The organism is Candidatus Erwinia haradaeae (assembly GCF_900698955.1).
Taxonomy (GTDB): Bacteria; Pseudomonadota; Gammaproteobacteria; order Enterobacterales; family Enterobacteriaceae; genus Erwinia_E; species Erwinia_E haradaeae_G.
This window is the reverse complement of the sequence record NZ_LR217720.1, coordinates 902,536-929,473: the sequence shown is the minus strand read 5'-3', so window position 1 is coordinate 929,473 and position 26,938 is coordinate 902,536. Positions and strand designations below refer to the sequence as shown.

Annotated in this window: 13 protein-coding genes, 1 tRNA gene and 1 pseudogene; 9 read left to right on the top strand and 6 right to left on the bottom strand. The window is 32.7% G+C overall.

The genetic code is table 11. The annotated features are described in order from the left end of the window. Window positions 1–14: 14 nt before the first annotated feature. The 3 genes from msbA to ERCILAFE3058_RS03000 all read left to right on the top strand — a co-directional run bounded on the left by msbA (window position 15) and on the right by ERCILAFE3058_RS03000 (window position 4,816). On the top strand, window positions 15–1,763 hold the full coding sequence (gene msbA, locus ERCILAFE3058_RS03010; RefSeq protein WP_157990080.1) for a lipid A ABC transporter ATP-binding protein/permease MsbA: 1,749 nt from the start codon (window positions 15–17) through the stop codon (window positions 1,761–1,763). Next, window positions 1,760–2,752, top strand: coding sequence for a tetraacyldisaccharide 4'-kinase (lpxK, locus tag ERCILAFE3058_RS03005; protein WP_157989961.1), 993 nt, complete (start codon window positions 1,760–1,762; stop codon window positions 2,750–2,752). Before msbA ends, lpxK begins: the two co-directional genes overlap by 4 nt. Before the next feature lie 1,857 nt (window positions 2,753–4,609). Beyond that, the gene (locus tag ERCILAFE3058_RS03000) at window positions 4,610–4,816 is read left to right on the top strand and encodes a hypothetical protein (protein ID WP_157989960.1); all 207 of its coding nucleotides are present in this window, start codon (window positions 4,610–4,612) and stop codon (window positions 4,814–4,816) included. Window positions 4,817–4,875: 59 nt separating this feature from the next. On the opposite strand, the gene ERCILAFE3058_RS02995 is transcribed toward ERCILAFE3058_RS03000, so the two are convergent. Further along, a tRNA-Ala gene (locus ERCILAFE3058_RS02995) sits at window positions 4,876–4,951 on the bottom strand. A 1,184-nt stretch (window positions 4,952–6,135) separates the two neighbouring features. On the opposite strand from ERCILAFE3058_RS02995, the gene folA reads away from it, so the two are divergent. Beyond that, entirely contained in the window at window positions 6,136–6,672 is a 537-nt protein-coding gene (gene folA, locus ERCILAFE3058_RS02990; RefSeq protein WP_157990079.1) for a type 3 dihydrofolate reductase, read from the top strand. Between the two features lie 802 nt (window positions 6,673–7,474). Here the strand turns inward: folA and metG are convergent. Next, window positions 7,475–9,121 (bottom strand): annotated as a pseudogene (metG, locus tag ERCILAFE3058_RS02985) (methionine--tRNA ligase); the annotation flags it as partial. A 1,191-nt stretch (window positions 9,122–10,312) separates the two neighbouring features. On the opposite strand from metG, the gene trpS reads away from it, so the two are divergent. The 4 genes from trpS to ERCILAFE3058_RS02965 all read left to right on the top strand — a co-directional run bounded on the left by trpS (window position 10,313) and on the right by ERCILAFE3058_RS02965 (window position 14,204). After that, complete coding sequence (gene trpS, locus ERCILAFE3058_RS02980; RefSeq protein WP_157989958.1) at window positions 10,313–11,317, top strand: tryptophan--tRNA ligase; 1,005 nt, start codon at window positions 10,313–10,315, stop codon at window positions 11,315–11,317. Between the two features lie 1,402 nt (window positions 11,318–12,719). Next, entirely contained in the window at window positions 12,720–12,974 is a 255-nt protein-coding gene (rpmB, locus tag ERCILAFE3058_RS02975) for a 50S ribosomal protein L28 (protein WP_157989957.1), read from the top strand. 1 nt (window position 12,975) lies between these two features. Further along, window positions 12,976–13,143, top strand: coding sequence for a 50S ribosomal protein L33 (rpmG, locus tag ERCILAFE3058_RS02970; protein ID WP_157989956.1), 168 nt, complete (start codon window positions 12,976–12,978; stop codon window positions 13,141–13,143). A gap of 83 nt (window positions 13,144–13,226) precedes the next feature. Beyond that, the gene (locus ERCILAFE3058_RS02965; protein WP_157989955.1) at window positions 13,227–14,204 is read left to right on the top strand and encodes a DNA polymerase III subunit delta' C-terminal domain-containing protein; all 978 of its coding nucleotides are present in this window, start codon (window positions 13,227–13,229) and stop codon (window positions 14,202–14,204) included. Between the two features lie 1,979 nt (window positions 14,205–16,183). Here ERCILAFE3058_RS02965 and lptG read toward each other — a convergent pair. The 4 genes from lptG to alaS all read right to left on the bottom strand — a co-directional run bounded on the left by lptG (window position 16,184) and on the right by alaS (window position 22,866). After that, the gene (gene lptG, locus ERCILAFE3058_RS02960) at window positions 16,184–17,272 is read right to left on the bottom strand and encodes an LPS export ABC transporter permease LptG (RefSeq protein ID WP_157989954.1); all 1,089 of its coding nucleotides are present in this window, start codon (window positions 17,270–17,272) and stop codon (window positions 16,184–16,186) included. A gap of 1 nt (window position 17,273) precedes the next feature. Then, window positions 17,274–18,380, bottom strand: coding sequence for an LPS export ABC transporter permease LptF (gene lptF / locus ERCILAFE3058_RS02955; protein WP_157989953.1), 1,107 nt, complete (start codon window positions 18,378–18,380; stop codon window positions 17,274–17,276). A gap of 1,185 nt (window positions 18,381–19,565) precedes the next feature. Then, on the bottom strand, window positions 19,566–19,739 hold the full coding sequence (gene csrA / locus ERCILAFE3058_RS02950) for a carbon storage regulator CsrA (protein ID WP_157989952.1): 174 nt from the start codon (window positions 19,737–19,739) through the stop codon (window positions 19,566–19,568). A 493-nt stretch (window positions 19,740–20,232) separates the two neighbouring features. Beyond that, window positions 20,233–22,866 carry an alanine--tRNA ligase gene (alaS, locus tag ERCILAFE3058_RS02945; RefSeq protein WP_157989951.1) on the bottom strand — a complete coding sequence of 878 codons (2,634 nt, stop codon included), beginning with the start codon at window positions 22,864–22,866 and terminating at the stop codon, window positions 20,233–20,235. Between the two features lie 1,647 nt (window positions 22,867–24,513). Here alaS and prfC point away from each other — a divergent pair. Further along, window positions 24,514–26,103, top strand: coding sequence for a peptide chain release factor 3 (prfC, locus tag ERCILAFE3058_RS02940; protein ID WP_157989950.1), 1,590 nt, complete (start codon window positions 24,514–24,516; stop codon window positions 26,101–26,103). The last annotated feature ends 835 nt before the right edge of the window (window positions 26,104–26,938 follow it).

Here is a 26,938-nt window from a genome sequence, read left to right as displayed (position 1 = left end):
AACTGGTTAAAACCATGTACTTAGATCCAGATATTTCTACTTCTAAAACATTTCATCGACTTTGGCCTATGATTAAACCGTATAAAATAGGATTAATTATAGCTGCTATTGCACTAATTCTTAATGCAATAGGGGATACCTTGATGTTATCACTGCTAAAGCCTTTACTAGATGATGGTTTTAGTCAATCAGGTAATTCAGTTTTACTATGGATGCCTCTAGTAATTATTGCTCTTATGCTTTTGCGTGGTTTGACTAGTTACGCATCTAGTTATTGTATTTCTTGGGTGTCTGGCAACGTTGTGATGCAGATACGTCGGAACTTGTTTAACCATGTGATGGGTATGCCTGTATCTTTTTTTGATCAACAGTCGACTGGGGTGCTCTTATCTCGTATTGCTTATGACGTGGAGTATGTGGCCTCCTCTGCCTCAGGGGCCTTAGTAACAATGGTGCGTGAAGGTGCGTCTATTATTGGTCTTTTTATACTGATGTTATATTATAGCTGGCAGTTATCTTTAATTTTAATGGTGTTAGCTCCTTTAGTATCTTTATCTATTCGCACTGTGTCTAAACGTTTTCGTGCTATTAGTAAAAATATGCAAAATACGATGGGACAGGTCACTACCAGTGCTGAACAGATGCTGAAAGGACATAAAGAGATTTTAATTTTTGGGGGTCAGAGAATGGAGAATGAATGCTTTGAGCGTGTTAGTAATTGTATGCGACAACAAGGAATGAAAATGGTATCCGCTTCATCTATTGCAGATCCTATCATTCAATTGATTGCGTCATTAGCATTAGCATTTGTCTTATTTATCGCTAGCTTTCCAAGTGTTATGGAAACTCTGACTGCTGGAACTATGACGGTAGTTTTTTCATCTATGATAGGTCTTATGCGGCCTTTAAAAGCTTTAACGAATGTTAATTCGCAGTTTCAACGAGGCATGGCAGCGTGTCAGACAATTTTCTCTATTCTAGATAGAGCCCAAGAGGTGGATAGCGGGCAATATAGTGTAGGGCGTTCTCTGGGAGAAATTGAATTTCGTAATGTAACTTTTAGTTATCCTGGTCGTGATTATCCTGCTTTAACAAACATTAGCCTACGGATCCCAGCTGGTAAAACAGTTGCTTTAGTAGGGAGATCTGGATCAGGCAAATCAACAATTGTCAGTTTACTGACTCGGTTTTATGATATTCAATATGGCAATATTCTTTTGGATGGTCATGATTTACGTGAATATAAACTTAGTTCACTGCGGAAACAAGTTGCCTTAGTGTCGCAGAATGTACATTTATTTAATGATACAGTAGCAAATAATATCGCTTATGGTTGTCACGAGAAGTATAGTCGAGCAGATATTGAAAGAGTAGCTATGATTGCTCAAGCTATGGATTTTATTAGTAAAATGGATGATGGACTAGATACTATTATTGGTGAAAACGGAATCTTACTTTCTGGAGGTCAACGTCAGCGTATTGCCATTGCGCGTGCAATGTTACGTAATTGCCCTATTCTAATTTTAGATGAGGCAACTTCAGCCCTAGATACTGAATCTGAACGTTCTATACAGACAGCATTAGAAGAACTGCAGAAAAATCGAACTTCTTTGGTTATTTCTCATCGTTTATCTAGCATTGAGAATGCTGATAAGATTATTGTTGTGGAAGATGGGAAAATTGTAGAAAGTGGTACGCATAGAAGGTTATTGGCTGCGAACGGTAGCTATGCGCAACTGTATAAAATGCAATTTTCACAATGATTTGTCATTTTTGGAGTGCAAGCGTTGCGCGTTATCTATTATTTCCTTTATGTCTTGTCTATGGTTGTACAAGTCACATGTTGCGTCTGAGTTATCTGTTAGGCCTACGAAAGGTATGGCGCGCTCCTATTCCAATCGTTATAGTAGGTAACCTAACTATAGGCGGGAACGGGAAAACACCTCTGGTTATTTGGCTTGTGGAAGCATTACAAAACCGTGGATTGCGTGTTGGAGTGGCTTCACGTGGTTATGGGGGGAAAGCTAAGCATTATCCATTAATAGTCCGACATAATACTACCACTCATCAAGTTGGCGACGAGCCCATATTGGTTTATCAGAGAACTAGAGCTATAGTAGGAGTAGCACCAATCCGCCAACAGGCTGTAGAGGCTATTCTGGATTATTCAACTGTCGATATTATTATTACTGATGATGGATTACAGCACTATGCACTAGCTCGTGATATTGAAATCGTAGTCATTGACGGTACGCGCCGTTTTGGAAATGGTTGGTGGTTGCCCATGGGCCCGATGCGTGAATTGGAGAGCCGCCTGCTAAGCGTAACAGCGATTATAACTAATGGTGGAGTAGCGTTACCAGGTGAGTTATCTATGCATTTGCTTCCAGGTTTGGCGGTTAATCTCTTTTCTGGAGAAAAAAAGCCTGTAGAGAAATTAGAAAATGTAATAGCTATGGCAGGTATAGGGTACCCAAAACGCTTTTTTAACACTTTATACACAGAGGGAGTACGGCCACTTAAGACGATATCTTTTGTTGATCATCAGAGTTATAACTTACAAGCTTTGACTAAATTAACGACAAGCGGACAGATCCTTCTAATGACAGAAAAAGATGCAGTAAAAGTTCGTAGCTTTGCTAAGAAAAATTGGTGGTATTTACCTGTAAAAGCCGTGTTACCAAGTCATGAGGCTCAAGTGTTGCTAAATACTATTTGTGGTTTACTCCCCTTTTCTACCACGATAAAGTGATTATTTGTATAGAAAACACAACTTTTACCATGATGATCATCGTACAGAGATCATGTTTTTTGGCATAGTTATTATAGATTTTCTTCTATCATTTTGATATATCTACAGGTATCAAAATATGTGAGTTACATATCATTAACCTGTAATGGATAGGATTATGAGAATTGCGCGAAGCGTTATCTTGTATCATAGGCTGTAAATTGATATATAAATTGAATTATGCATTTTGATATATTGCGCTTGTATATCTAGCATGCTGTATCTAGTGTTCGACTATATATCACTTTCATTATCATCTTATACTCTTCAGTATATAATCCATTATTGAAAAATTTTTCTCTCTTTGGATCACTAGATTTTAGAAATATCCTTCATCATGGATAGGTTTAAACTTTATATGAAAAATACGAGTTTTTTATTATATTTCCAACTTGTTTGTTAGAATATGATGTTAAATATATCTATTTTTTAATAATTGATATTATAAAAGTATCTTTTATGAATTCTGTATTTGTATAATTAAAGTGTTTAAGTTTTGTAGCACAATGGTGTTAGATTAGAGAAAAAAAGAGAAATGTACTTTATTTATGCAGATACTTTTTAAAATATACACTAATATTGATATATTTAAGAGAATATACGATCTAAAATAGTTTCTAGCAAGAAAGAGTGGTTGATCTTTGTAGTAGTATATATTATGAAGATTTAATAATTACTTTTTTGGTTATATTAAAAATATTATTTTTTGAATTATACACATATCTATGTGTTCAGTGATCTAGTTTCTGATGTTAGGTTGGTTTACGGTGTCTATCAAAATTTTTATTTCGAGCGGCGTCTATAATTGAATGGTGGACAGTGAATTTTAGGATAAAAAGACAATAAAAGAGATACATATACCTCTATATAGGGAAGTATGATGAAATATATATTTGTTTGTAGTTGATTACTTAATTATATAGAGAGTGGTGCATCACCGCTACCTTGCAGTCTGATAATGCATATAATAGGTTATCGCTTCGTTGAGTTATTGATGTTATATATTAACATCGACAGAGTGGAATAAGTGTAGATGTCATTCAATGTTGACTACTATTTGAAACCAAGACTGGTATTGTACTGAAGTACGAGTATGAAGATACTACATGTAGTTTTTATAGTTATCACAGGTCGCTTGAAATCATTTTATGATGTTTCTGTAAAAATACTTTTGTTCTGGTATAATCAATAAAAAAATAGAATACAATAACTTTAATATAGATCTTTAGTAATGTATATTACTGTGATACACAATAATTATTATGTTGTCATTGATATCAGTGCATAATGGCAGGTCATAATACCTTCATGCGTATGGTTTCTATATTTTCGAGTAAAACTCTTGATGTATTAATAATGGTATGTATTACCAATCAGTACTCAATATCTCTTTATGTTTTTTATTATTGCCATATAGAAGTACTTTTTAGAATACATACGATATAGAGCACGATATATTTTATGTATTTGTTTAATGTCTTATACAAAATACACAATTCTTACTGGAATATATATATCTTATTCCTCTTATTCTGAGTCTCGATAACATAAATTTATATGCATGTTTATTGCGAAAGTTATGTAAAAGATATATTGCATGGTGCGTATTTTCCATGATCGTAATATTTATATTTTTCCAATGTACATTATTAATGATAAGGAAATATGCTTTGAGTCGTAGAATCTAGTGAACACGAATGCACGGTGCAATTTTTAAGTTTTGTAGTACATTTCTAGTATTATGGGGCGTAATAATAATTATTATCACGTATTGTCTTAGACATTTCTATATGGATAGATGTAGTTTAGTTTAAAGAAATGACAGCATTTCATGCACGATGTGATAACTATTATATAGATCGTGGTGATGGTCATAGATTTGAAAAATTATTACTTGACGTTGTGTCTTTAGATGAGATTGGTAATCTATGGAGTCTTCTATGGAAAGCGATTGTATACCCCATGATGAACCTTCTTCTTTTATTTTGCCATATGTGTATGATAAGCATGGGCATGCGGTTGTGAGTGTATGTACGATTGTTGGTAGGTAGGTACACTATTTTAGGAATGATTTATAGTAAACATGGTGGAGATAAGCGGGTTCGAACCGCTGACCTCTTGCATGCCATGCAAGCGCTCTCCCATCTGAGCTATACCCCCATAATTTGTAGCAGTACTTTATACAAAGACGATACCATTTTAGCATACAAGAAAAGAGAACCTAAAATGGCACGAATCATATTGAGATATAATATCTTTTTTATGAAGTATAAAACGATTATTGGCATACCACAAGTAATGATGCATGTAACCGCTTTTCTTTTACAATTAATTACCCTCAAGTAGGTGATTTTAATCTTCGATGCGATATTTTTATATATATTGTATGCATTACAGATGATGAATATTTAAAATGACATTTATTTTATTATACTTTTGTTTTTCATAGTATACCATTGATTGTGTTTTCTTTTATATATAATGTATAAATACATCTTTAGTAGATGATATCTAAATATAGTTATATTATTATGTATATTTATCACCATTGTTATTTTCTACATATTTTGATATTTACAGTTTTCTATAAAGTGAACATCGTTTAGAGAGTGTCTTCTCGTTGTGCTGTTGTAGAAATATTGCACCAAACAAGTGGATTAGAAGGTGAAGAAGATAAGCATCATCGTTATATAGATTGTATCTAATCATTTACTACATAAGTATGTTGTCTATATTAAGTTTTAGCATGTGTCAGACATTATTGACCCAAGCAGTGAACGGATAACTGAGGAGATTTTTTTCATTACAAATAAATATGCAATGATTTTCTACGATATGAAGTGAGTAAATGATGCGTTCGTTCTAGATGTATACACAGTTTCTTAGTTGGCTTTATTTAGACAGTACACGTCTTATATACGCACTTCTGATGGAAATTTTTGTGATTATTACAACAATAATGTGCATATTTTCTGAATCATGAGATTATGAAGGGCTGTCTATTTAATAGATTCATAAGATATGCAAAGATAATTAAAATAATACAAGGTTTCCATACATGATTTAAGAAGTTAGTGTTATACAGTATCGTACACTACTTCTTTATGACTATTTTTGTATGATTGACATGAATAGATCATGTTATTGGAGTGGGTATTATATAAGAATTTCAATCCGTTTATTGAGGACGATTGTATAATAAAAAGATAGTAAGGCATATTAGTTTTTACATATAATCGTATTTTATAATTGATAAAAATAGATTGGATAAGATAATTGTCTGCTATCTCTGATATTAAGAGATAGGATGTTCATGGTTCTATTTTTTCAAGGTTGAGAGTATGATGATTAGTTTAATAGCAGCTGTAACTATCAATGATATTATTGGCCGCCAGAGCACTATACCATGGTTTTTACCTGCTGACTTAGATTGGTTTCAAAAAAATACACTTAATAAACCAATAATCATGGGACGTTGTACATGGGACTCCCTTCCCTTTCCTTTATCAGGGCGCGTTAATATTATTTTAAGTCGTTTTCCTAGGATAAGCACTGCCATGGTGAGATGGGTGACGAATATCGAAGATGTCTTTAGCGCTGCCGGAGAAGTGCCAGAGCTTATGGTAATTGGTGGCGGGGAAGTATATCAACAGTTTATATCAAGTGCGCAACGATTATATCTCACACACATTAATAAAATAGTTATAGGCGATACTCATTTTCCGCACTATGAGCGTACTCAGTGGAAAGAGATATTTAGTCAATATTATGAGAGAAATGCGCATAATAAGTATGACTTGTTTTTTGAAATTCTAGAACGATCTACTATACCTGAAAAAGTCTTCTCGGCAGAGAAGACTACTTCTAGCGTTAAGAATTAGACATAAATAAAGATGTATATTATTAGCATAATATACTCATAGTTATCTATACGATAGAAAATAAATATGTATAGTAATATTATCTCTTGTCAAGAGAGTATCTGTTACAGTTTTGATGATTATTATATAGTACTAGATATAATCGTTATTATATAGATCACTAGTATAATTTGAATGTATGGTGTGAGCAGACATATCGTGAATAAATATATTCACTGGCTTACGAGGAACTTTCAAACTACAACTAAATTTTTTAAAATATAAATTTTTCTCATCATAAAGAATGTATAAATTTTGTAGTATTATATTGTTATATTATACAAGTTTATAACAGGAAGATAGGGCGATATATATCTCATAGCGATAGGTGAAATCAAAATCTATTTAATGATGTATGCGATTGATATGATCAGAGATATTATAAGTCGATGGTAATGTTTTTACTGTTGTGATGTTATTTAATTGTTTATTTAATAGGACTTTAGTATATATACACATCTCATATGCCTCGTATCTTAAGTGAGAAGAAGCGCAGTACTACCAGTACCAAGTACATGATCACAATATAAAATATTATTGTGCGCATCTCACGGTTCTTTACGATATCGACTATGTCAGTAACAACATTTTTAATTTAATACATAAAGATACTTTTATGTAATACATACTTGAAGTTCATACGTGGATAATAAATCTTAACTAGGTTTTCTCGTTTAGTATATATAGTACACACGGTGCTGTGTATTTATATATTCATAACATATATGAGATGAGTAGTATACAGCTATTGATTTTTTAGGTTTTCTTCTTTTACAGATGCCATAAGGTGATTAATTTGGCTTATATCAATGCGATTATATAAATTTGTGAATTGGTTAATCTTATGATTGAGCAATGGCCGTCCAATATTTTTCCATATAATTTCATGGTTTAAAAACTGCTCAGATCTCTGAGCAAGTAAAGGGGTGACTGGTTGCAGCCAGTTGATTAATATATAAAACATATTAATACCCATCGAGCATATTTCTTGTAATTCAGTATCTCTTCCTGTTTTTTTTGCTATAATCCAAGGCGTTTTTCTATCAATATAACGATTGGCCATATCAGCTAGTTTCATAATTTCACGTATTGCACGATTAAATTCACGATTATTCCAAAAATGACCAATTGTAGTAGAGGATGTAATAAAGGTGTTATACAGTTCTGGATCGGAAATAGTATTAGATAATTGACCAGAAAACCGCTTGTTAATAAAAGAGGCTGTGCGTGCGGCCAGGTTAACAACTTTATTGACAATATCACTATTTACACGATGCACAAAATCTTCAAGATTTAAGTCAATGTCCTCAATGTGTGATGAAATCTTAGATGCATAGTAGTAGCGCAAACTATCAGAATCAAGATATTTTAGCCACGTCGTCGCTTTAATAAAAGTACCGCGTGATTTAGACATTTTAGTACCATTCACTGTGAGATAGCCGTGAACAAAAATGTTTGTTGGCGTCCGTAGCTGGCTTCCGTTTAGCATTGCAGGCCAGAATAGGCTGTGAAAATAAATAATATCTTTACCGATAAAGTGATATAGTTCTGTATCAGAATTTTTTTTCCAAAAAGATGAAAAATTAATATCTTGACGTTTCCGACATAAGTTTTGAAATGCTGCCATATAGCCAATGGGTGCATCTAGCCAGACGTAAAAATACTTACCTGGTGCGTTAGGTATTTCAAAACCAAAGTATGGTGCATCACGTGAAATATCCCACTCTTGTAGACCAATCTGAAACCACTCTTGCAGTTTATGAATGACTTGTTCTTGTAGCATGCCAGAATTTATCCATTTTTTTAAAAAAGGACTAAATTGTGGCAAATCAAAAAAAAAGTGTTCTGAGTTACGTAAAATAGGTGTGCTGCCGGATAAAACAGATTTAGCATTAAGTAGTTCAGAAGGGTTATACGTTGAAGAGCAGATTATGCAGTGGTCACCATATTGATCCGGCGATTGACAGGATGGGCAGGTGCCTTGTACAAAACGATCTGGAAGAAAGATTCCTATTTCTTCATCATATAGTTGAGTAATCACACGTTTTTTAATAAAACCATTTCTGTTCAAGCGTGTATAAATTAATTCAGATAATTCACGGTTTTCTGGGCTATGAGTTGAATAATAATTATCATAGCTAATATTAAATCTTGAAAAATCTGCTTGGTGTTCTTGGCTAATTTGCGAAATTAACTGTTCTGGGGAAAGTCCTAATTTCTTCGCTTTTAGCATTACAGGTGTCCCATGTGTGTCATCAGCACAGATGAAATACACCTGATGTCCACAAATTTTTTGGTAACGCACCCAAATGTCTGCCTGGATATGTTCCAGCATGTGACCGAGATGGATAGAACCGTTTGCATATGGCAGAGCACATGTTACTAACATTTTTTTTGCAATTGTAGACATAGTAAGATTTAGTATACCTTATTAATAATACAAAGATAAAAGCAATAATAACTGATTATGCATGGCTACGTAAACACCAGGGTGTGCAAAAATAAATATTTGTATATCTGTAATATAGAAAGTACATCATAGGGTAGTGAAGGATATTACGCTAGGATTGGTTACTGATAGTGCATCCATTGAGTTCAGATATGATGTGTTATCCATTTTTACACTAATATGTAGTATAGAAAAAGTTAGAGCACTGTCATAAATTTTTATTAAAGCATTTATGTCTATAAAAGAATTCAAACATCAATTTTTACATATTACATATTTTATGCTCGCTTTGTAAAATATTATTTAAATACATAGCGGTGGTGATAGATGTATCGAGTAGTAGAAGTAATTAGCGTGAAAAACATACTATATAATTTGTAGATAAGTAAATATACCACTATTGGTAAGTAGCAATACTCAACAAGGAGTGTCATGTTTGACTACATATTTGTCGCGTAATTTATATTTTATTATCAATCAGAGTGTGAGATATCAGATGCATAACGATAGACTGTATGCACAGCTACATTTATATGTTATACACCTATAAGTAAGAATGATACTGTATCGAATATTTATTTTAAAAGCATGTATCTGCTTAGAATATTTTTATTAACCATGGATAGAGAGAGGAAAAGTATATCTTTTTATGGCATGAAATACTTTAATCCATTGAATTTTGATGTGCTATATTTGCAATAGAATGTATAAAATATGTCACCTGTTACAAAAGTAAAGATCTAATTTTAGATATACTAAAAAATTTCATTCTAATATACCTTGTATATTATAAATGATTGTTCGATTCAGAGGTGTCCCCATACAGCTCTGAGTAAAATGAAATATATACTTTAGTCTAAGTTAGCAATAATTTTTGATTCTCTTTAATATAAAAGAGACAATAAAAAAAGTATAGACATTGATGATAATATAAGATCGAAGTACAAAAGAAAGTAATGAGTAATCATAAAAACTCGTTTTTTATTTTATGGAATATTTTTATCACTACTATGAGATATCATGAGGTAATTTCAAGTTAAAATTTCTATAAAGATATACAGATAGTATTGCATAAGTATTCCCTTCATACCATTTAACAATATTGTGAATTATTAATAACCATCCTTCAGTTCTAATGATTTAGGTAGCAAGATGAGTAAACCAATTGTATTTAGCGGTGTGCAACCATCAGGTGCATTAACTATCGGGAATTATATTGGTGCATTAAAGCAGTGGGTAAAAATTCAAGATGATTATAACTGTATGTATTGTATTGTTGATTTACACGCTCTTACTGTACGACAAGATCCAAAAGTTTTACGACAGGCTACGTTAGATACAGTAGCATTGTATTTAGCTTGTGGAATTGATCCTCAAAAAAGTATTATTTTTCTGCAATCAAAAGTACCTGAACATACTCAGTTAAGCTGGATTTTAAATTGTTATACTTATGTTGGGGAATTAAATCGTATGACTCAATTTAAAGATAAGTCATCCTGCTATGCAGCGCATATTCATTCTGGGCTGTTTAATTATCCAGTACTCATGGCATCTGATATCCTCTTGCATCAGACCTCAATCGTACCTGTTGGTGAAGATCAAAAGCAGCACGTAGAATTAAGTCGTAACATAGCATCACGTTTTAATAGCTTGTATGGTGATATATTCATCATACCTGAAGCATTATTTCCGCAGCGCGGTGGGCGTGTCATGTCGTTGCTCAACCCAACCACCAAGATGTCTAAAAGTGATCGTAATCATAATAACTTTATTAGCCTTTTAGAAAGCTCACGATCCATTCACAAAAAAATTAAAAAAGCGACCACTGATAGCGATCAACCTCCAGTGATTCGCTATGATCCAAAGGCGAAGCCTGGTATTTCAAATTTATTAGTGATCCTATCAGTTATACGCGGCACATCAATCAGTGTACTAGAAGAAGAATTTTCTGGTAAATTATATGGGCATCTTAAAGCTGAGACAGCAGAGGCAGTGTCCGAGATGTTAGGCACATTAAATAAATTGTATCATACTTATCGTCACGACGAAAGTTTCCTGTATCAGGTAATAGATCTAGGATCAAAAAAAGCACGTACAGGCGCTCAAAAAACATTAAAAAAAGTTTATCATGCTTTAGGTTTGTTTACTGAATATTAAAAGAATTTAATACCTTATGATGAATTTGTCTCCTATGTTATATGTATATACCAGTGTAGCATTTAAATTATTAGCATTTTAAACATTGTATATTTTTTTGTTTTTAAGTTTGTGTTTCAGTATATATTTTATAGTATAAAATCTCGCAGTCGTTTGAATATTTTTATCTTAACAAGAGAAAGTACTTATTGTTATTTCTTACTGTACCTTACTGATTGGTATATATAAACATATAGATTTTTTATATTTTATAGTCTGTCAGAGAAGAATGAATATTTAATGATCAAAATATAAAAATATTGTAATACGAGGAATATCGTTGTGATAAGATGACTTTGCCATATCAGTAACTTTATAGTGTTATTTTCTTTTTTGATGTCCACTTTTATGGAGTATTTCGTTTCTGCTTTTGATTATGCATTCATATGACTCTAAAAATTGTATACTATTGTAGTAGTAATAGATATTTGGTGTGATGTCAATAATATCATTTATATATAACATGGATGCATTTTATTTTCATATCACTAAGTAATAAAATATTACCTGTACTTTATGATTGTTGGAGAGGTTTAGTGGTTATGAGTTAGGCCTGCACTAGTGCATATGATATATTAGAATATAAGTTTTTATCTATACTCTGTTCTGTATTTAAATTGCATTATAAAATATTAAAAACTTCATTTATAATTTAATGTACATAGCATGTTTATAATTATTTATTATTGATATAATTTTTGTTTGTTTTTAATCTTTTATGTATTTTTAATTATATAATATATTATAACGTTTATTGTATATTAAAATTTAATTATTTATTAATATAGTATATTATTATTATATTAAATATGAATATAATCAATTGTTGTTTCTAACATTATTATGATAGGTAAAAATATATATTTATATGAAAATATGAATTGCCAGTAATTACACATATAGGCATATAAAATTACCTCTGAGCACTTTTCAAGCTATTCATTATAGGATTATCATATATTCAATATATCACATACTTAATATATTTTGTCTTAAAAGACCATATAATGAATAGTTTTGTTAAAAAGCATTAGATAATTCACATCTAATGATAAGATACGACATATGAACATGTACGTGCTTTGCTATAATACAGACATTGTTCTGTTAAAGTATTAAAAGGAATATCATTGAGCATCACCGTCAATATTTTTCATAATGATATTGAGATTATTATTGTGTTTTTGTGCGTATTTCGCCGTATTATTTGTTCGGTATTAGAGAGCTATGGGTTTCCATAGCTCTCTAATATAAGGTGAGCTAGAGCGTTGTACTGAAGCGTCATTAATGTAAATAGATAAACGATAACATCTATACTATGCTTTTATATCAATTTTATTTGAGACTGCCGGAGAAAGAAAAAATGTCACAAATTTGCCAAGTTACGGGAAAGCGTCCCATGACCGGTAATAACCGCTCGCACGCTATGAATGCGACAAAACGCCGCTTTCTGCCCAATTTGCACTCTCATCGTTTTTGGGTAGATAGTGAAAAACGTTTCATTAAGTTACGGCTATCCGCTCAAGGTATGCGTATTATTGATAAAAATGGTATTGAACAAGTGTTGACTAAGTTACGGAGATATGGCTCAAATTACAAAAACAATAAGGAAATATAAGATGGCTAAAGGTGTGCGTGAAAAAATAAAGATGCTTTCATCTGCGGGTACAGGTCATTTCTATACTACAACTAAGAATAAGCGCAATAAGACGGATAAATTAGAGCTTAGAAAGTTTGACCCGGTTGTGCGTCAGCATGTACTGTATAAAGAGGCTAAAATTAAATAATATATTGTAGAGTATAAAAGTAGCAGGGATATTTGGAAATTATATAGAACATTCTCCATTCGTTAGTGAGGATATGATTATACATGTGTTGGTATCCGTGGCTGAACTACAGTTACCGTAAAATTCTCATGCAACATACAGCGAATCGAAGTCATCATGCTTTACTGATTCAATCGCTATTAGGTATGGGAGTGGAGTTGTTAATTAGAGAAGTTGGACGATGGTTGATGTGCTGCGATCGACGAGATATAAAAATTTGTGGGCAATGTCATGCCTGCAAGTTGATGCTTTCTGGCACTCATCCTGATGTTTATTACATAGAGTCACAAAACAATACCAATACAATTGGTATTGATATAATACGTAATGTTATAGAAAAACTTTATCATCATTCCTATTTAGGAGGGGCAAAAATTGTTTTTTTGCTAGACGCCAATAAATTAACGGAATCGGCAGCGAACGCGCTTTTAAAAACTCTGGAAGAGCCCTCTCTTAACACCTGGTTTTTTCTCACGGTGTACGAACCTTCATCTCTCTTAATTACATTGCGTAGTCGTTGTCTTTTATTAAAATTATCCACACCTGATGAGGAGTTCAGTTTAAAATGGTTAAACCAGCAGCACCCATCTGAATACAAGAAAGGCTGTACTGCTTTACGTTTATCCGCTGGCGCACCTTTGAAAGCGTTAGCATTACTAACAGGACCATTATGGGAACAGCGTCTGCGTGTCTGCTCTAATTTATCTAAAGCATTAACTGGTGATATTTTTAGCTTACTACCAGTGCTAAACCATAATAATGCAATACAGTGTATTTATTGGCTATGTTCTTTATTGGTTGATGCATCAAAATATCGACAAGGTGCGGAAAATTTCATTAGTAATATTGATCATCTATCGTTAGTAATGAATATTGGAAGATTTTTATCAAGTAATGTTCTTGATACAAGCATTGATACTTGGATCACATGTCATAAAAGATTATCAACCATAGCAGGGGTTAATTCTGAGTTATTGTTAATAGAACAACTATTACGCTGGGAGTACTTGCTAAAAAAATAGTATAGAGGTTCTTTTGTCAACATTAGATGTGGCATATGGATATAGAGGATTTGTATTGAAACAGTGTCGTGAATATATTCTATATGTCTATGAATCCTTTTGTCTTAAAAAGATATTATTTTTTGAACATAGTCAGAGTGGTCACCTATATGACCGATATCAGTGATAAATTAGTTATGATGACAATATTTTGTTGACAAGTAATCAGGTTATTTTCAAAGAAATACTAGAGATATGATGTTAGATAGTTGATGTATAGATAAGAGTGACGTTGTTTTTCTAGACACTACGCAGAGAACTATGACTAAAATCATTTTTCTCGTATGATTAATGACATTGTATATTATTGTTACGAGTGAGCAGAGAAATTATAAAAATGATCAAGAGATAAGTTTACTAAAATTGATCTCATATGACCTGCAAAAAAATATAGATAGAGTCTCCCTGTAGTAATAAGTAGTCTATATGTACCGCCTATATTAGCGTTACATAGTTGTTAACTTTGTATCGCTCTATAGAGAATTTGTTATCTATATCGATAGAGAGGAGAAAATACAATTGGTACGTTAATATCAATACATCAGTGCACTTATTGATAGTTAATAGCAGATAAAATATAATAATAATATTAATTATGTAGTGTAGCTACGCTACGTATTTGATATAACAATAGAGTATTAGTGCACATGTGATAACGATAAGAATTAAAAAAGAATGCATGAGCATTCGCCGTATGATGGAATGTGTAATTCTCCATAAATAAATATTGCTTTTTGTGAGAGAGTTATAACATAGTGATATCATCATTTCAATTCTACGCATTAAGAGCGTGTATTTAGTGCCGTGTGAGTGGACATTCAGTGTTGTATGCTAACTAGCAATGTCATTAAATAAAAAGTAAGACTTGAATGACATGGTCACATATGTCTTACTTTTCGTATAATCTATTATTTTGTCATAAAGCTATACATGTTCTTTTTGCTATCTGCAGTTATCTATTTATGAGTGTATATGTTATTTTCACTGTGTGCATAATAGTATATGATTTTAGTATATATAATTAGGTAACCGTTAGTATACAGCTATTATCATCATTTTTTGAGGTTGATCTAGCAATACAATTGTATAGAAAACTCAAAATTCATAGATATAAGAGGTTTGTGGTGTATCAGTTATTAATAGATGTGAAGTGTATTAACGTATGGTGCTTTATTCAACAGAATATATTATTGTGCAATGTATGTGTTTAAATTGATAATTAAATAAAATAAATGATATATATCATTCTATTTTTCGTATACGTTGTATAGGTGTTATGCAATATGTAAGATTGTCAATATGTTTTTAATAAGAATATACATTTAATGTAATGAATTGAGTGTTACATAGAATGCCAATGATTATTAACATCGTAGATGCGTAGTACTCAACAAAAATGTACTCACTTATATTTTCTATCTGTTTTCCAGAAAATATTATCTATGGATACGAATATTTTACTTTTTAGATGTATCCTTTAGATAATAGTGTATAAGCGAGACTTATCCGTGAACTGTATGATATATATTTAAGCACAAGTACACTTTATGATTTTAGCGGCTGAATAATACAAAAATATTATTAGAATTTAGAGGGTGATAACATTTACGTGCGTTCACGTTACATTACAAGATGAGAGTAGGTTGTTTTTTAATATAGAAAGAGTGAAAGATGATAAGAGTGTATCTAGTGGTGGTTTCTGATGTATTCCATTTCCTTACATTTGAAAAATTTTATATAAAAATATAGCTGTATTTTATTAATGGAGATTTTAGATTATTAGCCATGACATGAATGGTTTTATGAATTTTTGTTAGTAGTGAACAAATAGCATTATAAGTATTATAAATATGAATTCTTTTTAAACGTAACATTACAGTACATTCCATACTTTTTATGTATGAGTGATCTTTATTCATAAGAGTTTCTCCTGAAACGCCTTATATTCTTTGTTTTTTCCATATCACGAGTATAGTAATACTAATTACAAAAAATAATGTGCTTGGTAAAAGAGCTCCTAGTATAGGAGAGGCGTGATACACCAAACTCAATAGGCCGAAAATTTGATTCAGAACATAAAATAGAAAACCAAAACTAATTCCTGTAACGATTTTGACACCCATGGATGTACTTTGTAATGGTCCAAAGATAAGTGACAGTGACATTAACATCATGACTACAAGAGATAGAGGTTGAAATATTTTCCCCCACATGCTTAGCTGATGGCGTGTACCTTGTTGCCCACTTTGATGTAAATATTTTAAATAGCTATATAGCCCTCGGATTGATAGTGTATCGGGGTTAAGAGCAAGTATCCGTAATTTGTTAGGTGTTATGGATGTTTTCCACTCGTTATGTAAGGTATGCGTATTGATAATTTGGTATTTCTGATTGAGATCAGATTGATAGATTTCTGCTAAGTCCCATAATTTTTTATTTATATTATACTTACCAGACTTTGCATATTGCACAGTATGCAAACGTTTATTTTGACTAAATATGTACATGCTAATGCCAGTAATGTGATTATTGTCATGTATTCTTTCAATAAAAATAAAGTTCGTATTCTCCCTGATCCAGACACTACCTGGGGTAGAGTATGCAGTTGTATGCATCAGTTTTTTTATCCGATAGTTACGTGCCATGTCTTCCCCTATCGGGGCGAGGAATTCACCGACCAGCATCATAAGGACGATCAGCGGAAGAGTAATTTTCATTACTGATCCTATAATCTTCATACGTGTGAAGCCCGCCGCTTCCATTGCAATAAGCTCTCTATTTTGAGTTAATAGCCCTAATCCTATCAAAGTGCCTAACAGCGCCCCCATTGGAAAAAATACCTCTATATCCTTCGGTATGCTGAGGATGGTATATAGTGCGGCACTAAGTAAGTTATATTCACCTTGTCCAGTTTTTCGTAATTGATCAACAAATTTAATCATACTAGAAAGTGATGTGAGCATCAGTAAAGTAGAAAGGATATGATAAGCAATAATTTTTCCAATATATTTATCAAAAACACTTACCATATTATACTTTGCCTCTACGAATACACCATTCTCGTAATTGTAGGAATAAAGGGGTATCCCATAAATTTAACAATATTGCGAGTCCTAGATAAGTAAAATTAATAATCCACATTGATATAGCAGGATTAATTTGTCCCTTTCGACCACTAGACTGCATTAAACTCTGTAGCAGAAAAAATATTAGATAGAGTAGCATAGCAGGTAACATAGAGAGTACTCGTCCGTGACGAGGGTTTATTATACTTAATGGTATTACAATTAACCCCATTACTAATATTGAGAATACTAATGTTAAACGCCAATGCAGTTCACTACGATAATTAGGAATATGAGCGTTAATAGCCCACAAAGCAGGAAAGTTCATTTGTTCAGCGTTATTAAAGTCTCGTGTAATGGTAGGAGGATGTATGATCGCCTTATAAGTTTTAAAATTTGTAATGCGGAAGTTATGCAGCAATGGATTACCTTCAAAACGAAACCCAGTGTCTAATGTTACGATTTGTGCACCATCATTTCTTTTATCTATACAACCACGTTCTGCAATAATTATATAAGGTTGAGTATTTCTTTCTTTATGTGACTGTGTAAGAAAGACATTGTTGAACATATACTTATTGATATGTTCAATGAACAACACTGTATTACCATCCGGTGATTTGTGAAATTTTCCTGCCATTAGTGCGGTTACGCTGAGATTTTCTCTAGCATGCTGTATAATTTTATGTTGATATCGAGCAGACCAAGGACCAACCCAACCACTATTGAGTATAGCTAATAGTATGGTTAAAAGTATTAAGATCATAGAAGACCTAATTAGAACGTTTTTACCTAAACCGCAGGCGTGCATAACGATGATTTCACTGTCAGCATATAATCGCCCAAATGTAATTAAAATAGCTAAGAATAAGCTTAACGGTAGGATGAGTTGTGCCATAAGTGGTATACTGAGCCCTAATATTGTGAGCACAATATTGATTGGAATATCACCTTCCACCGTTGCTCCTAATATTCTCACTAATTTTTGACAAAAAAAGATTGATAATAGGATAAACAGGATAGCTATTTGATTTTTTAGTGTTTCCCACACAAGATATCTGATAATAATCACACTAATTATGCTTATCAAAACTTACGTTTTTTAGAACAACATGTGGTTCAACTGTATGTCTACCGTTTAGCGGTATATTTTTTGGCATCCTAGACTCTAATCATCATCATGTATCTCAGTGAGATAAAATACGTTTATACAGGATGTTATGCAATTATAAGACTATAATTGCGATTAAGTTAATACTATAATATCTCTATGTTCATAGTATCAAATATTTTGATCCATCATACTGTACAAGATGCATATTTATTTCAGTACAGTCAGAATATGTGATCACAGTTTCTTTGTATATCCTATGATGGAAGACTCATATGGTAATACTGTGTTACATTGGGGGAGTAGTCTGATTTTTTGGTGATTGACTATGTACTCATTCTCTGTATTTAGTTGTACTTTTTCTCCTTGACATCTTTATTTTTATATTCTACATATAGTGCCATGAAGATTAGGTGCTTTATTACGATTGTACTAGATGCTGCTTAATTTTCTTTTTCTGAAAATAGTGTTTTATAGACTTGCACCATTGGCTATCAGATAGTATATCTTGGTTATATATATTGAGGGTGATAGTATGCCTCTTTTTATGATAGGATAAGAATTAATATTATGTATACTAATAGGAGTAAGCATAAAGATGGTAACGCATTAAGAGCGTGATGATATTCTGATATATTTCTAAGGATTGCAGCGTATATGGACCTGGATGCATATTTTTATTAGTATAATTATATTATCAAATACAGCATTATTCATAAGAATGAATATTGTGATTTTAAATTTACCCTAGGGCACAATCTTATTGTGTCAGAAAGCACTAGACTCATCTATAAATGGAATAATTGCTATTTTAAGTATATACGCTGAGAGAAGATGTACACCAAAGTATTTTTTAAAAAAACTATAGCAATAATTTTTTGATGGTTGCAATGGCTTGCGTAGCCCCTATCTTTTGTAGTTATGATAGGGGTGCTGGTATATATTCTACAATATAGTGATGAAGCTAGCATATGGTTATATTAGATAGATTATACTCAGAATAGTTGTTCATATGATTTAAAAATTTTTATTTTCTTATAGGGAGAGCAAAATCTGAGTACTGTTTTACTATAGTCTAGTGTGCTGAAAAATTTTTATTATTTTTTTTGACATAGCACATACATACATAAGGTATTAGTAATTAGTTTATTTTGTTTTTTCTGATTGTATACGTTGATAGATCTCTTCACGATGAACTGAAATATCTTGAGGGGCATTAACGCCAATACGTATCTGATTACCTTTTACTCCTAGTACAGTGACAGTTACTTGGTCGCCAATCATAAGGGTTTCACCTACTCGGCGAGTTAAAATAAGCATTTTTTTCTCCTAAACAAATTAATATAGTGTCGCATATTCTTCTTGAGAGTACTAGTAACGTATTAGCATATTACGCTATATACTAGATAAGGGATTATATATTGAGTACATATTGGATGATATGCTAATATTTTTAGACTATATAAATATTGGATAATCTAATCATCCATGTCTATTACCATAGAGGCATGTATGTATCTTGGTTTAGGTTAGGCATAAAGGGATCCTTGTAGTATATATAATTATTCTATATGATACTATTTTCTTGTTTTGACGATTCGTACTAGCATGATATGACGTGTATGCAGGTGGTTTTTTACCGCCTGCATACAGAGTGATTAAACGAAATGATTATGCATACTTTAATAAAAACACTAGCTCTCTTAGTGTATAGAGAGTTTTAGGATAACTATGCAGGCTATTATATTGCATGCGCCTCACTCACAGGTGTTATTTAATAGACATTTATGATTAGAGGTGTTTTGTGTGGTGATTATCGTTCTAACTTATCTAACAACCACGACGACACACCAGATAATGCTACGGGTAAAGCTTTTGTATTAATGCCACCTGCATATGCTAGAGATGGAGAGCCACCACTTTTCCCAGTTACTTGGTGTGCCAGTGCATTTGCTAAGTCAGTGGCTGTAATTAGATCAGTGAGATCTGAAGATACACTAATAATTAGAGATACTCTACCATCTGCGACAGTGGCTAACACAATAATAGCAGATGCTAGATGATGCTTGAGATGATCTAATACAATACGTAGCATTCTTGCTTCTAAGTGTTTTAAGTTACTAACCAACAGTGTCACACCTTTTACGGTAATAGCTTGACGACTTAACAGCTTGCTCTCGTTGAGAGCCTGTTGGTTTTTTAGTTTATTAAGGTCCTTTTCTAAAATATGTGTATATTGAATTAAGGAAGCAATTTTTTTCTTTATCTGATACTGATTAGTTTTTATGAGTTGACAGACTTCAGATAGTGTTTGATTTTTCTCATATATTTGAAGTAATGCTTCTTCCCCTGTTGTTGCTTCAACTCTGCGCACGCCTGCAGCAGTACCTGATTCAGAGAGGATAGAAAACAGGCCGATGTTACCAGTATGGTTAACATGTGTTCCTCCGCATAATTCTATAGAAAACCTTCCTATTTCCAGGACTCTTACATATTGAGCATATGTTTCACTAAAAAAAGCCATAGCACCAAGAGATATGGCTTTTTCTAATGCCATGGTGTTTGTTTCAATGGGTAGATTACGACGAATTTGTTCATTAACCATAACTTCCACTTGCTGGATTTCTTTTTGTGTCATTGCTTTATCATGTGAGAAATCAAAGCGTAAAGTGTTTTCGTTGATGAACGACCCCTTCTGCGCTACGTGTGGTCCTAATATCAATCGTAAAGCGGCTTGTAATAGATGAGTTGCTGAATGATTAAGGCAAATACGTGTTCTCCGCTGCTCGCAAACTTGTGCTACGACTTCATCTCCTATACTGAGTGTACCGTTGGTTAATTGACCATGATGACCAATAGCTTTATTATATTTTTGCGTATCACTCACAATAAAATGACTATTATGAGACCCTTTTAATACACCATTATCTCCAACTTGTCCGCCGCCTTCAGGATAAAAAGGAGTAGATGCAAGAATAATAACTCCATTTTGACCTGTATGGATAGTATTCACAATCTGTCCGTTTATTATGATCAGAATAATGACTGTGCGCAGTGTCAAGGATTGATATCCTTTAAATTCAGAACTCTGAGTGATATAAAGTCTATCGGCAGTAGCATGAAAATTACTTGCATTACGCGCTGTTTGACGTTGCTGCTGCATTGCTTTTGCAAATCCAGATTTGTCAATTTTTAGATTACGTTCACGACAGATATCTTCAGCTAACTCCATTGGAAATCCAAAGGTGTCATATAAGCGGAATAGAATTTCACCTGGTATGGTATCAGCTGATAGATGACTGAGCTCTTCCTCTAAAATCTTTAAACCCCTTTCTAAAGTTTTTATGCATTGTTCTTCTTCTATTTTAAGAACGTGTTCTACTTTTTTTTGTTGACGTTGAAGGTCATAACTAGCTGAATCCATAATATGAATTAAGGGATCTACTAATTTAAAGAAAAAACCTTTCTTAGCACCTAGCTTATAGCCATGACGCACCGCTCTTCGAATTAAACGGCGTAATACATATGAGCGGTTTTCATTGGACGGAAGTACACCATCTGCAATCAGGAACGCACAAGATCGGATATGATCAGCAATAACGTGTAAGGATGTGTTGTAGAGGTTCGTTACACCAACTATTTTAGCGACTGCTTGAATCAATTGTTGAAAGATGTCAATGTTATAGTTAGAATGCACATTTTGTAAAACTGCTGCGATGCGCTCAAGCCCCATACCTGTATCTACCGAAGGTTCTGGAAGAGTTAGCATATTTCCATTAGATTGACGATTAAATTGCATAAATACAAGATTCCATATCTCAATATAACGGTCTCCGTCTGCTGTCGTGCTGCCTGGCGGGCCACCTGTAAGGTGTTCGCCGTGATCAAAGAAGATCTCAGAACATGGACCACATGGACCAGTTTCACTCATTTGCCAAAAGTTATCTGATGCATAAGGGGCGCCTTTATTATCACCGATACGAATAATGCGCGCAGAAGGGACACCAATATCTTTTTCCCAAATGTGAAAGCTTTCATCGTCCGTTTCATATACTGTGACTAACAATCTATCTTGAGGTAAATTAAACCATTGGGGGCTAGTTAATAATTCCCAAGCAAAAGAGATAGCCTCTTTTTTGAAATAATCACCAAAGCTAAAGTTGCCAAGCATCTCAAAAAATGTGTGATGACGCGCAGTATAACCAACTTTTTCTAGGTCATTATGTTTACCGCCAGCCCGCACACAGCGTTGTACACTAGTGACACGACTATATTCTCTTTTCTCCTGGCCTAGAAAAATGTTCTTAAATTGGTTCATGCCAGCATTAGTGAACAATACTGTTGCATCAGATGCCGGGACCAGAGAGCTACTAGCTATCACTTGATGCCCTTTACTTTTAAAAAAATCAAGAAATGCTTGACGAATCTCTGCAGTACTGTTTCTCATATGTGTCCTAAGCAATTTTAATGCATAATGCGTGATGTTGTTTACACGTACTGTGAACATCAGAATTATTAATAAGATTAATTTTTATAAAATGAAAAGTAAGCTTCTAGAAAGATAAAAACTAAAATAGTAAATATATTACATATAACCACATATCAGTATTTATTTATTAGTTGTAGTCAGTAAGATACACAGAAGAGATAAGTAGTATATATCAGTGAAGTGAATAGCAAGTATTGTAGCATCTACAGTATTTTATTTTTTTCAGTATTATCTACCGCTTTAAATATAACTTACAGATATAGATAATGGAGCAAGAAATATACTTATTTTATCTTTATGTACCTATGCATTATGACAGCATGCTGAGCGGCAGTATGAAACATCTTGCCACCTAATACATAATTATATGATTATATCATGCTTATGGGTTGTGATGTCAATTACCAACAGTGATTATAAGATATGTAGAAAATATAATAGTTAGCATGATATGCATGGTAAGCTAAGTGTAGTATACAGTATTAATGTTATGTAGGTAACGTGAAAGATTAGTGTAAAAGGCATAATCTTTCTGATACTCTCTACACTGTCTGATAAAGAGGGAGATGATGTTGTATAGGTAAATTCTATGTCTCTGTAATATAAGGTGTGTATCACAAGTATATCACGCTGTATTTGGAAGTGATACAAGGGATAGAAGTGAGCTTCATTCATTAGTGAATTGCATATTTGTGTTTTTATTACGGCAAGATGATGCTTACATTGTATATATTACCATATATTAAACACCATAGTTTATTTGTGGGTATGAAAACATCATAGGCATATGCTATAGATGTTATTTTGAATATGTACATGTACGTAAGGTATAAGTTATGGGAATGAGAATTTACCTATGGGTGCAACTGTGTACTCTAAGAAGTTTATTAGTACTATTCATTACTGATTGAGCAATAGAAACAGTGTAGTATATTTTTATAAGTATTGTGCAGAGAATATTATGATGTTATTCAATCTAAATTATTATTTTATATGAAATATTATTCATATTTTACATACACGAAATTAAATTGTTTCTCTTTCAATATACTTATAATCATTAGCAATACATCTGTGTGTACAGAGTGTTAATAATTATTTTTATAATGATACAAACAATCTTGATACTTAATTTATAATTGCGCATATTAATTAGATAGCTATTATTTATTGCAATGTTTATTCTATAATCGATGTATAAATATTATGGAATTACAAATTACCACATGAGTTTTTATAAGACTCTTCGTATTGTATGGAGATTATTTTATTCATCACTGATCTATCGATATAGAAGTATTTAGTGATACTACTACTTATATGGGTAAGGAACAACTGTTATTATATTTTGGATACAGTAATCGTATGGAAGAGTAAATGCGTTAATAGTTTTTAAAAATTTTTGATATTTTGTGGGTAAGCAGATCATCTATGAGCATATACTGTAGTCGTGGAACATTAATAATGCATAAGAATTTTTTCTCATGCAGAATTTGGTATTATTGCTACAATAAGTGCTGAATTCATATGGCTATTGTAGCTGCTTACGACAGATGTATGATTCAGTATTACTATATATCAATACATAAAATTAGAAGAATCTTTATGTCAAACTTATCTTATCTACAAGAGGTGTTACGTCGACGTACTTTTGCTATTATTTCACATCCCGATGCAGGTAAAACCACCATAACTGAAAAGATATTATTATTCGGGAAAGTCTTGCAAGTTGCTTCAAGGTCTAAGGGTCCGCGCGCTTGTCAATATAAGAGATCGGATTGGATGAAGATAGAGCAGGAGCGCGGTATTTCTATTACTACATCTGTGATGCAGTTTCCTTATCGTGAAAAATTACTTAACCTATTAGATACTCCAGGGCATGAAGATTTCTCTGAAGATACATATCGCACTTTAACAGCTGTAGATTGTTGTTTATTGTTAATTGATTCGGCAAAAGGTGTAGAAGATCGAACAAAACAATTAATGGATGTCACACGGCTACGAAAGACACCGATTCTTACGTTTATGAACAAAGTAGATCGTGACGTCCGTGATCCCATGGGTATACTTGATGAAGTAGAAAATCAGCTAAAAATCACCTGTGTGCCTATTACTTGGCCTATTGGTTGTGGTAAATCCTTTAAGGGTGTTTATCATTTATACAAAGATACGGTATATCTTTATCAATCCGGTCAAGGTCATATTATTCAGAAAATACATGCTATTCCAGGGTTATCTAACCCAGAATTGGATCTTACAATTGGTGATGATTATGCTCATAAGTTACGAGAGGATTTAGCGTTAATTCATGGCGCTTCATATAAATTTAATCATAATGCATTTCTGAATGGTGAGATGACTCCTGTATTTTTTGGTACCGCATTAGGTAATTTTGGTATTGATCATGTGCTAGAAGGGATTATAGAATGGGCACCATCACCCATGTCACGATGTACTAATTCACGCACGGTCGCTGCCACTGATGAAAAATTTAGTGGTTTTATTTTTAAAATTCAAGCTAATATGGATTCGAGACATCGTGATCGAGTAGCCTTTATGCGCGTGGTATCTGGCAAATATAAAAAAGGTATGAAATTATACCATGTCAGGACTAAAAGGGATATATTGATTACATATGCACTAACATTTATGGCAGGCGATCGCTCACAGGCTTGTGAAGCGTACCCAGGAGATATTATTGGACTGCATAACCATGGAACTATTCAGATTGGTGATACCTTTACACAAGGAGAGAAAATAAGGTTTATTGGTATTCCTAATTTTGCTCCAGAACTATTTCGCCGCATTCGGCTGCGAGATCCATTAAAGCAAAAACAATTGCTGAAGGGTTTAGTACAGTTATCTGAAGAAGGTGCTGTGCAAATATTTCGACCTATCTATAATAATGACTTGATTGTAGGGGCCATAGGTGTATTACAATTTGATGTGGTGGCGGCACGTCTACATAGTGAGTACAATGTCAATGCCGTTTATGAAGAAATTCATGTTGTTACCGCCAGATGGGTAGTATGTGATGATGTTAAAGCCATGTTAAAATTTCAACGCCATAATGAGTTAAATCTAGCGTTCGATGGCGGTAACAACCTCACGTATCTAGCTACAACGATGGTTAAGATGCGTATAGTGGAGGAACGTCACCCAGAAGTACTTTTCTTAAAAACTAGAGAACATTAGAGGGGGTGTTTTTGTAGACTTCAGAAAGATGAAATCTTCTTTTATTTATATTTTTATAGCGATAGATGTTTCTATTCTCGAGTAATTACATCATCTTTAATTGTGAGCTTCATATTTTATGATTATATAAACCTCTCATATATATTTACATCAGAGGCTTATATGTGTAGTGAGCAGTTTTCTTCTATCATGATTACGGTGGTTATATGTAATACTATGTATATTGTCATCATGCAGGGATATGATTTAGATTTTAGAATTTAACGCAAAATCAATATGATGATACAGAATAAATTAAGTTACATATTAAACTTGATAATATAGATATACATGCATAATTTCTGTAGTATGATTTTAGCATAACTAGCTTATTTTAGGGAATTGTATAGTGTATAGTTGTTTTAGAAGTCGTTAGTGTTATTTTCTAATTCAGCTATGACTGAGATTATTACTGATATTAGACAGTTGAGTATGAACATGCTTGCAATGTGAATTTTTTGTGGAAGCATTATACAATGATATAATGAATTTTATTTCAAAGAACTACGGAAATATTTTAAGAATGTAAGTATTTGTATGAAATTATGTTCTGGAATAACATTTTATGTTTTAGTTATTACATAGTAAAGCTACATACTTGAATAAAATAATCTCTTTATTGATCTCCTGAACTTTCGGTGTATAAGTATAGTTTTGTGATTAAGGTAAATATAGATTATACTATATAGTAAATCTGATCAAGATGTTCTTACGTTAGGAGCGTAAATCTTTATTACGTGATATATTTCCATTTTTATTATGTGTATCTATCATCTGAGTGATACTTTTGTACTGA

What these genes read in the sequence shown, in the direction of transcription:
- ERCILAFE3058_RS02965 (WP_157989955.1), top strand. Translation starts at nt 13,227, where the DNA reads ATGTGTTGGTATCCGTGGCTGAACTACAGTTACCGTAAAATTCTCATG.
- rpmG (WP_157989956.1), top strand. Translation starts at nt 12,976, where the DNA reads ATGGCTAAAGGTGTGCGTGAAAAAATAAAGATGCTTTCATCTGCGGGT.
- folA (WP_157990079.1), top strand. Translation starts at nt 6,136, where the DNA reads ATGATTAGTTTAATAGCAGCTGTAACTATCAATGATATTATTGGCCGC.
- lpxK (WP_157989961.1), top strand. Translation starts at nt 1,760, where the DNA reads ATGATTTGTCATTTTTGGAGTGCAAGCGTTGCGCGTTATCTATTATTT.
- csrA (WP_157989952.1), bottom strand. Translation starts at nt 19,739, where the DNA reads ATGCTTATTTTAACTCGCCGAGTAGGTGAAACCCTTATGATTGGCGAC.
- msbA (WP_157990080.1), top strand. Translation starts at nt 15, where the DNA reads ATGTACTTAGATCCAGATATTTCTACTTCTAAAACATTTCATCGACTT.
- alaS (WP_157989951.1), bottom strand. Translation starts at nt 22,866, where the DNA reads ATGAGAAACAGTACTGCAGAGATTCGTCAAGCATTTCTTGATTTTTTT.
- rpmB (WP_157989957.1), top strand. Translation starts at nt 12,720, where the DNA reads ATGTCACAAATTTGCCAAGTTACGGGAAAGCGTCCCATGACCGGTAAT.
- trpS (WP_157989958.1), top strand. Translation starts at nt 10,313, where the DNA reads ATGAGTAAACCAATTGTATTTAGCGGTGTGCAACCATCAGGTGCATTA.
- lptG (WP_157989954.1), bottom strand. Translation starts at nt 17,272, where the DNA reads ATGGTAAGTGTTTTTGATAAATATATTGGAAAAATTATTGCTTATCAT.
- ERCILAFE3058_RS03000 (WP_157989960.1), top strand. Translation starts at nt 4,610, where the DNA reads ATGACAGCATTTCATGCACGATGTGATAACTATTATATAGATCGTGGT.
- prfC (WP_157989950.1), top strand. Translation starts at nt 24,514, where the DNA reads ATGTCAAACTTATCTTATCTACAAGAGGTGTTACGTCGACGTACTTTT.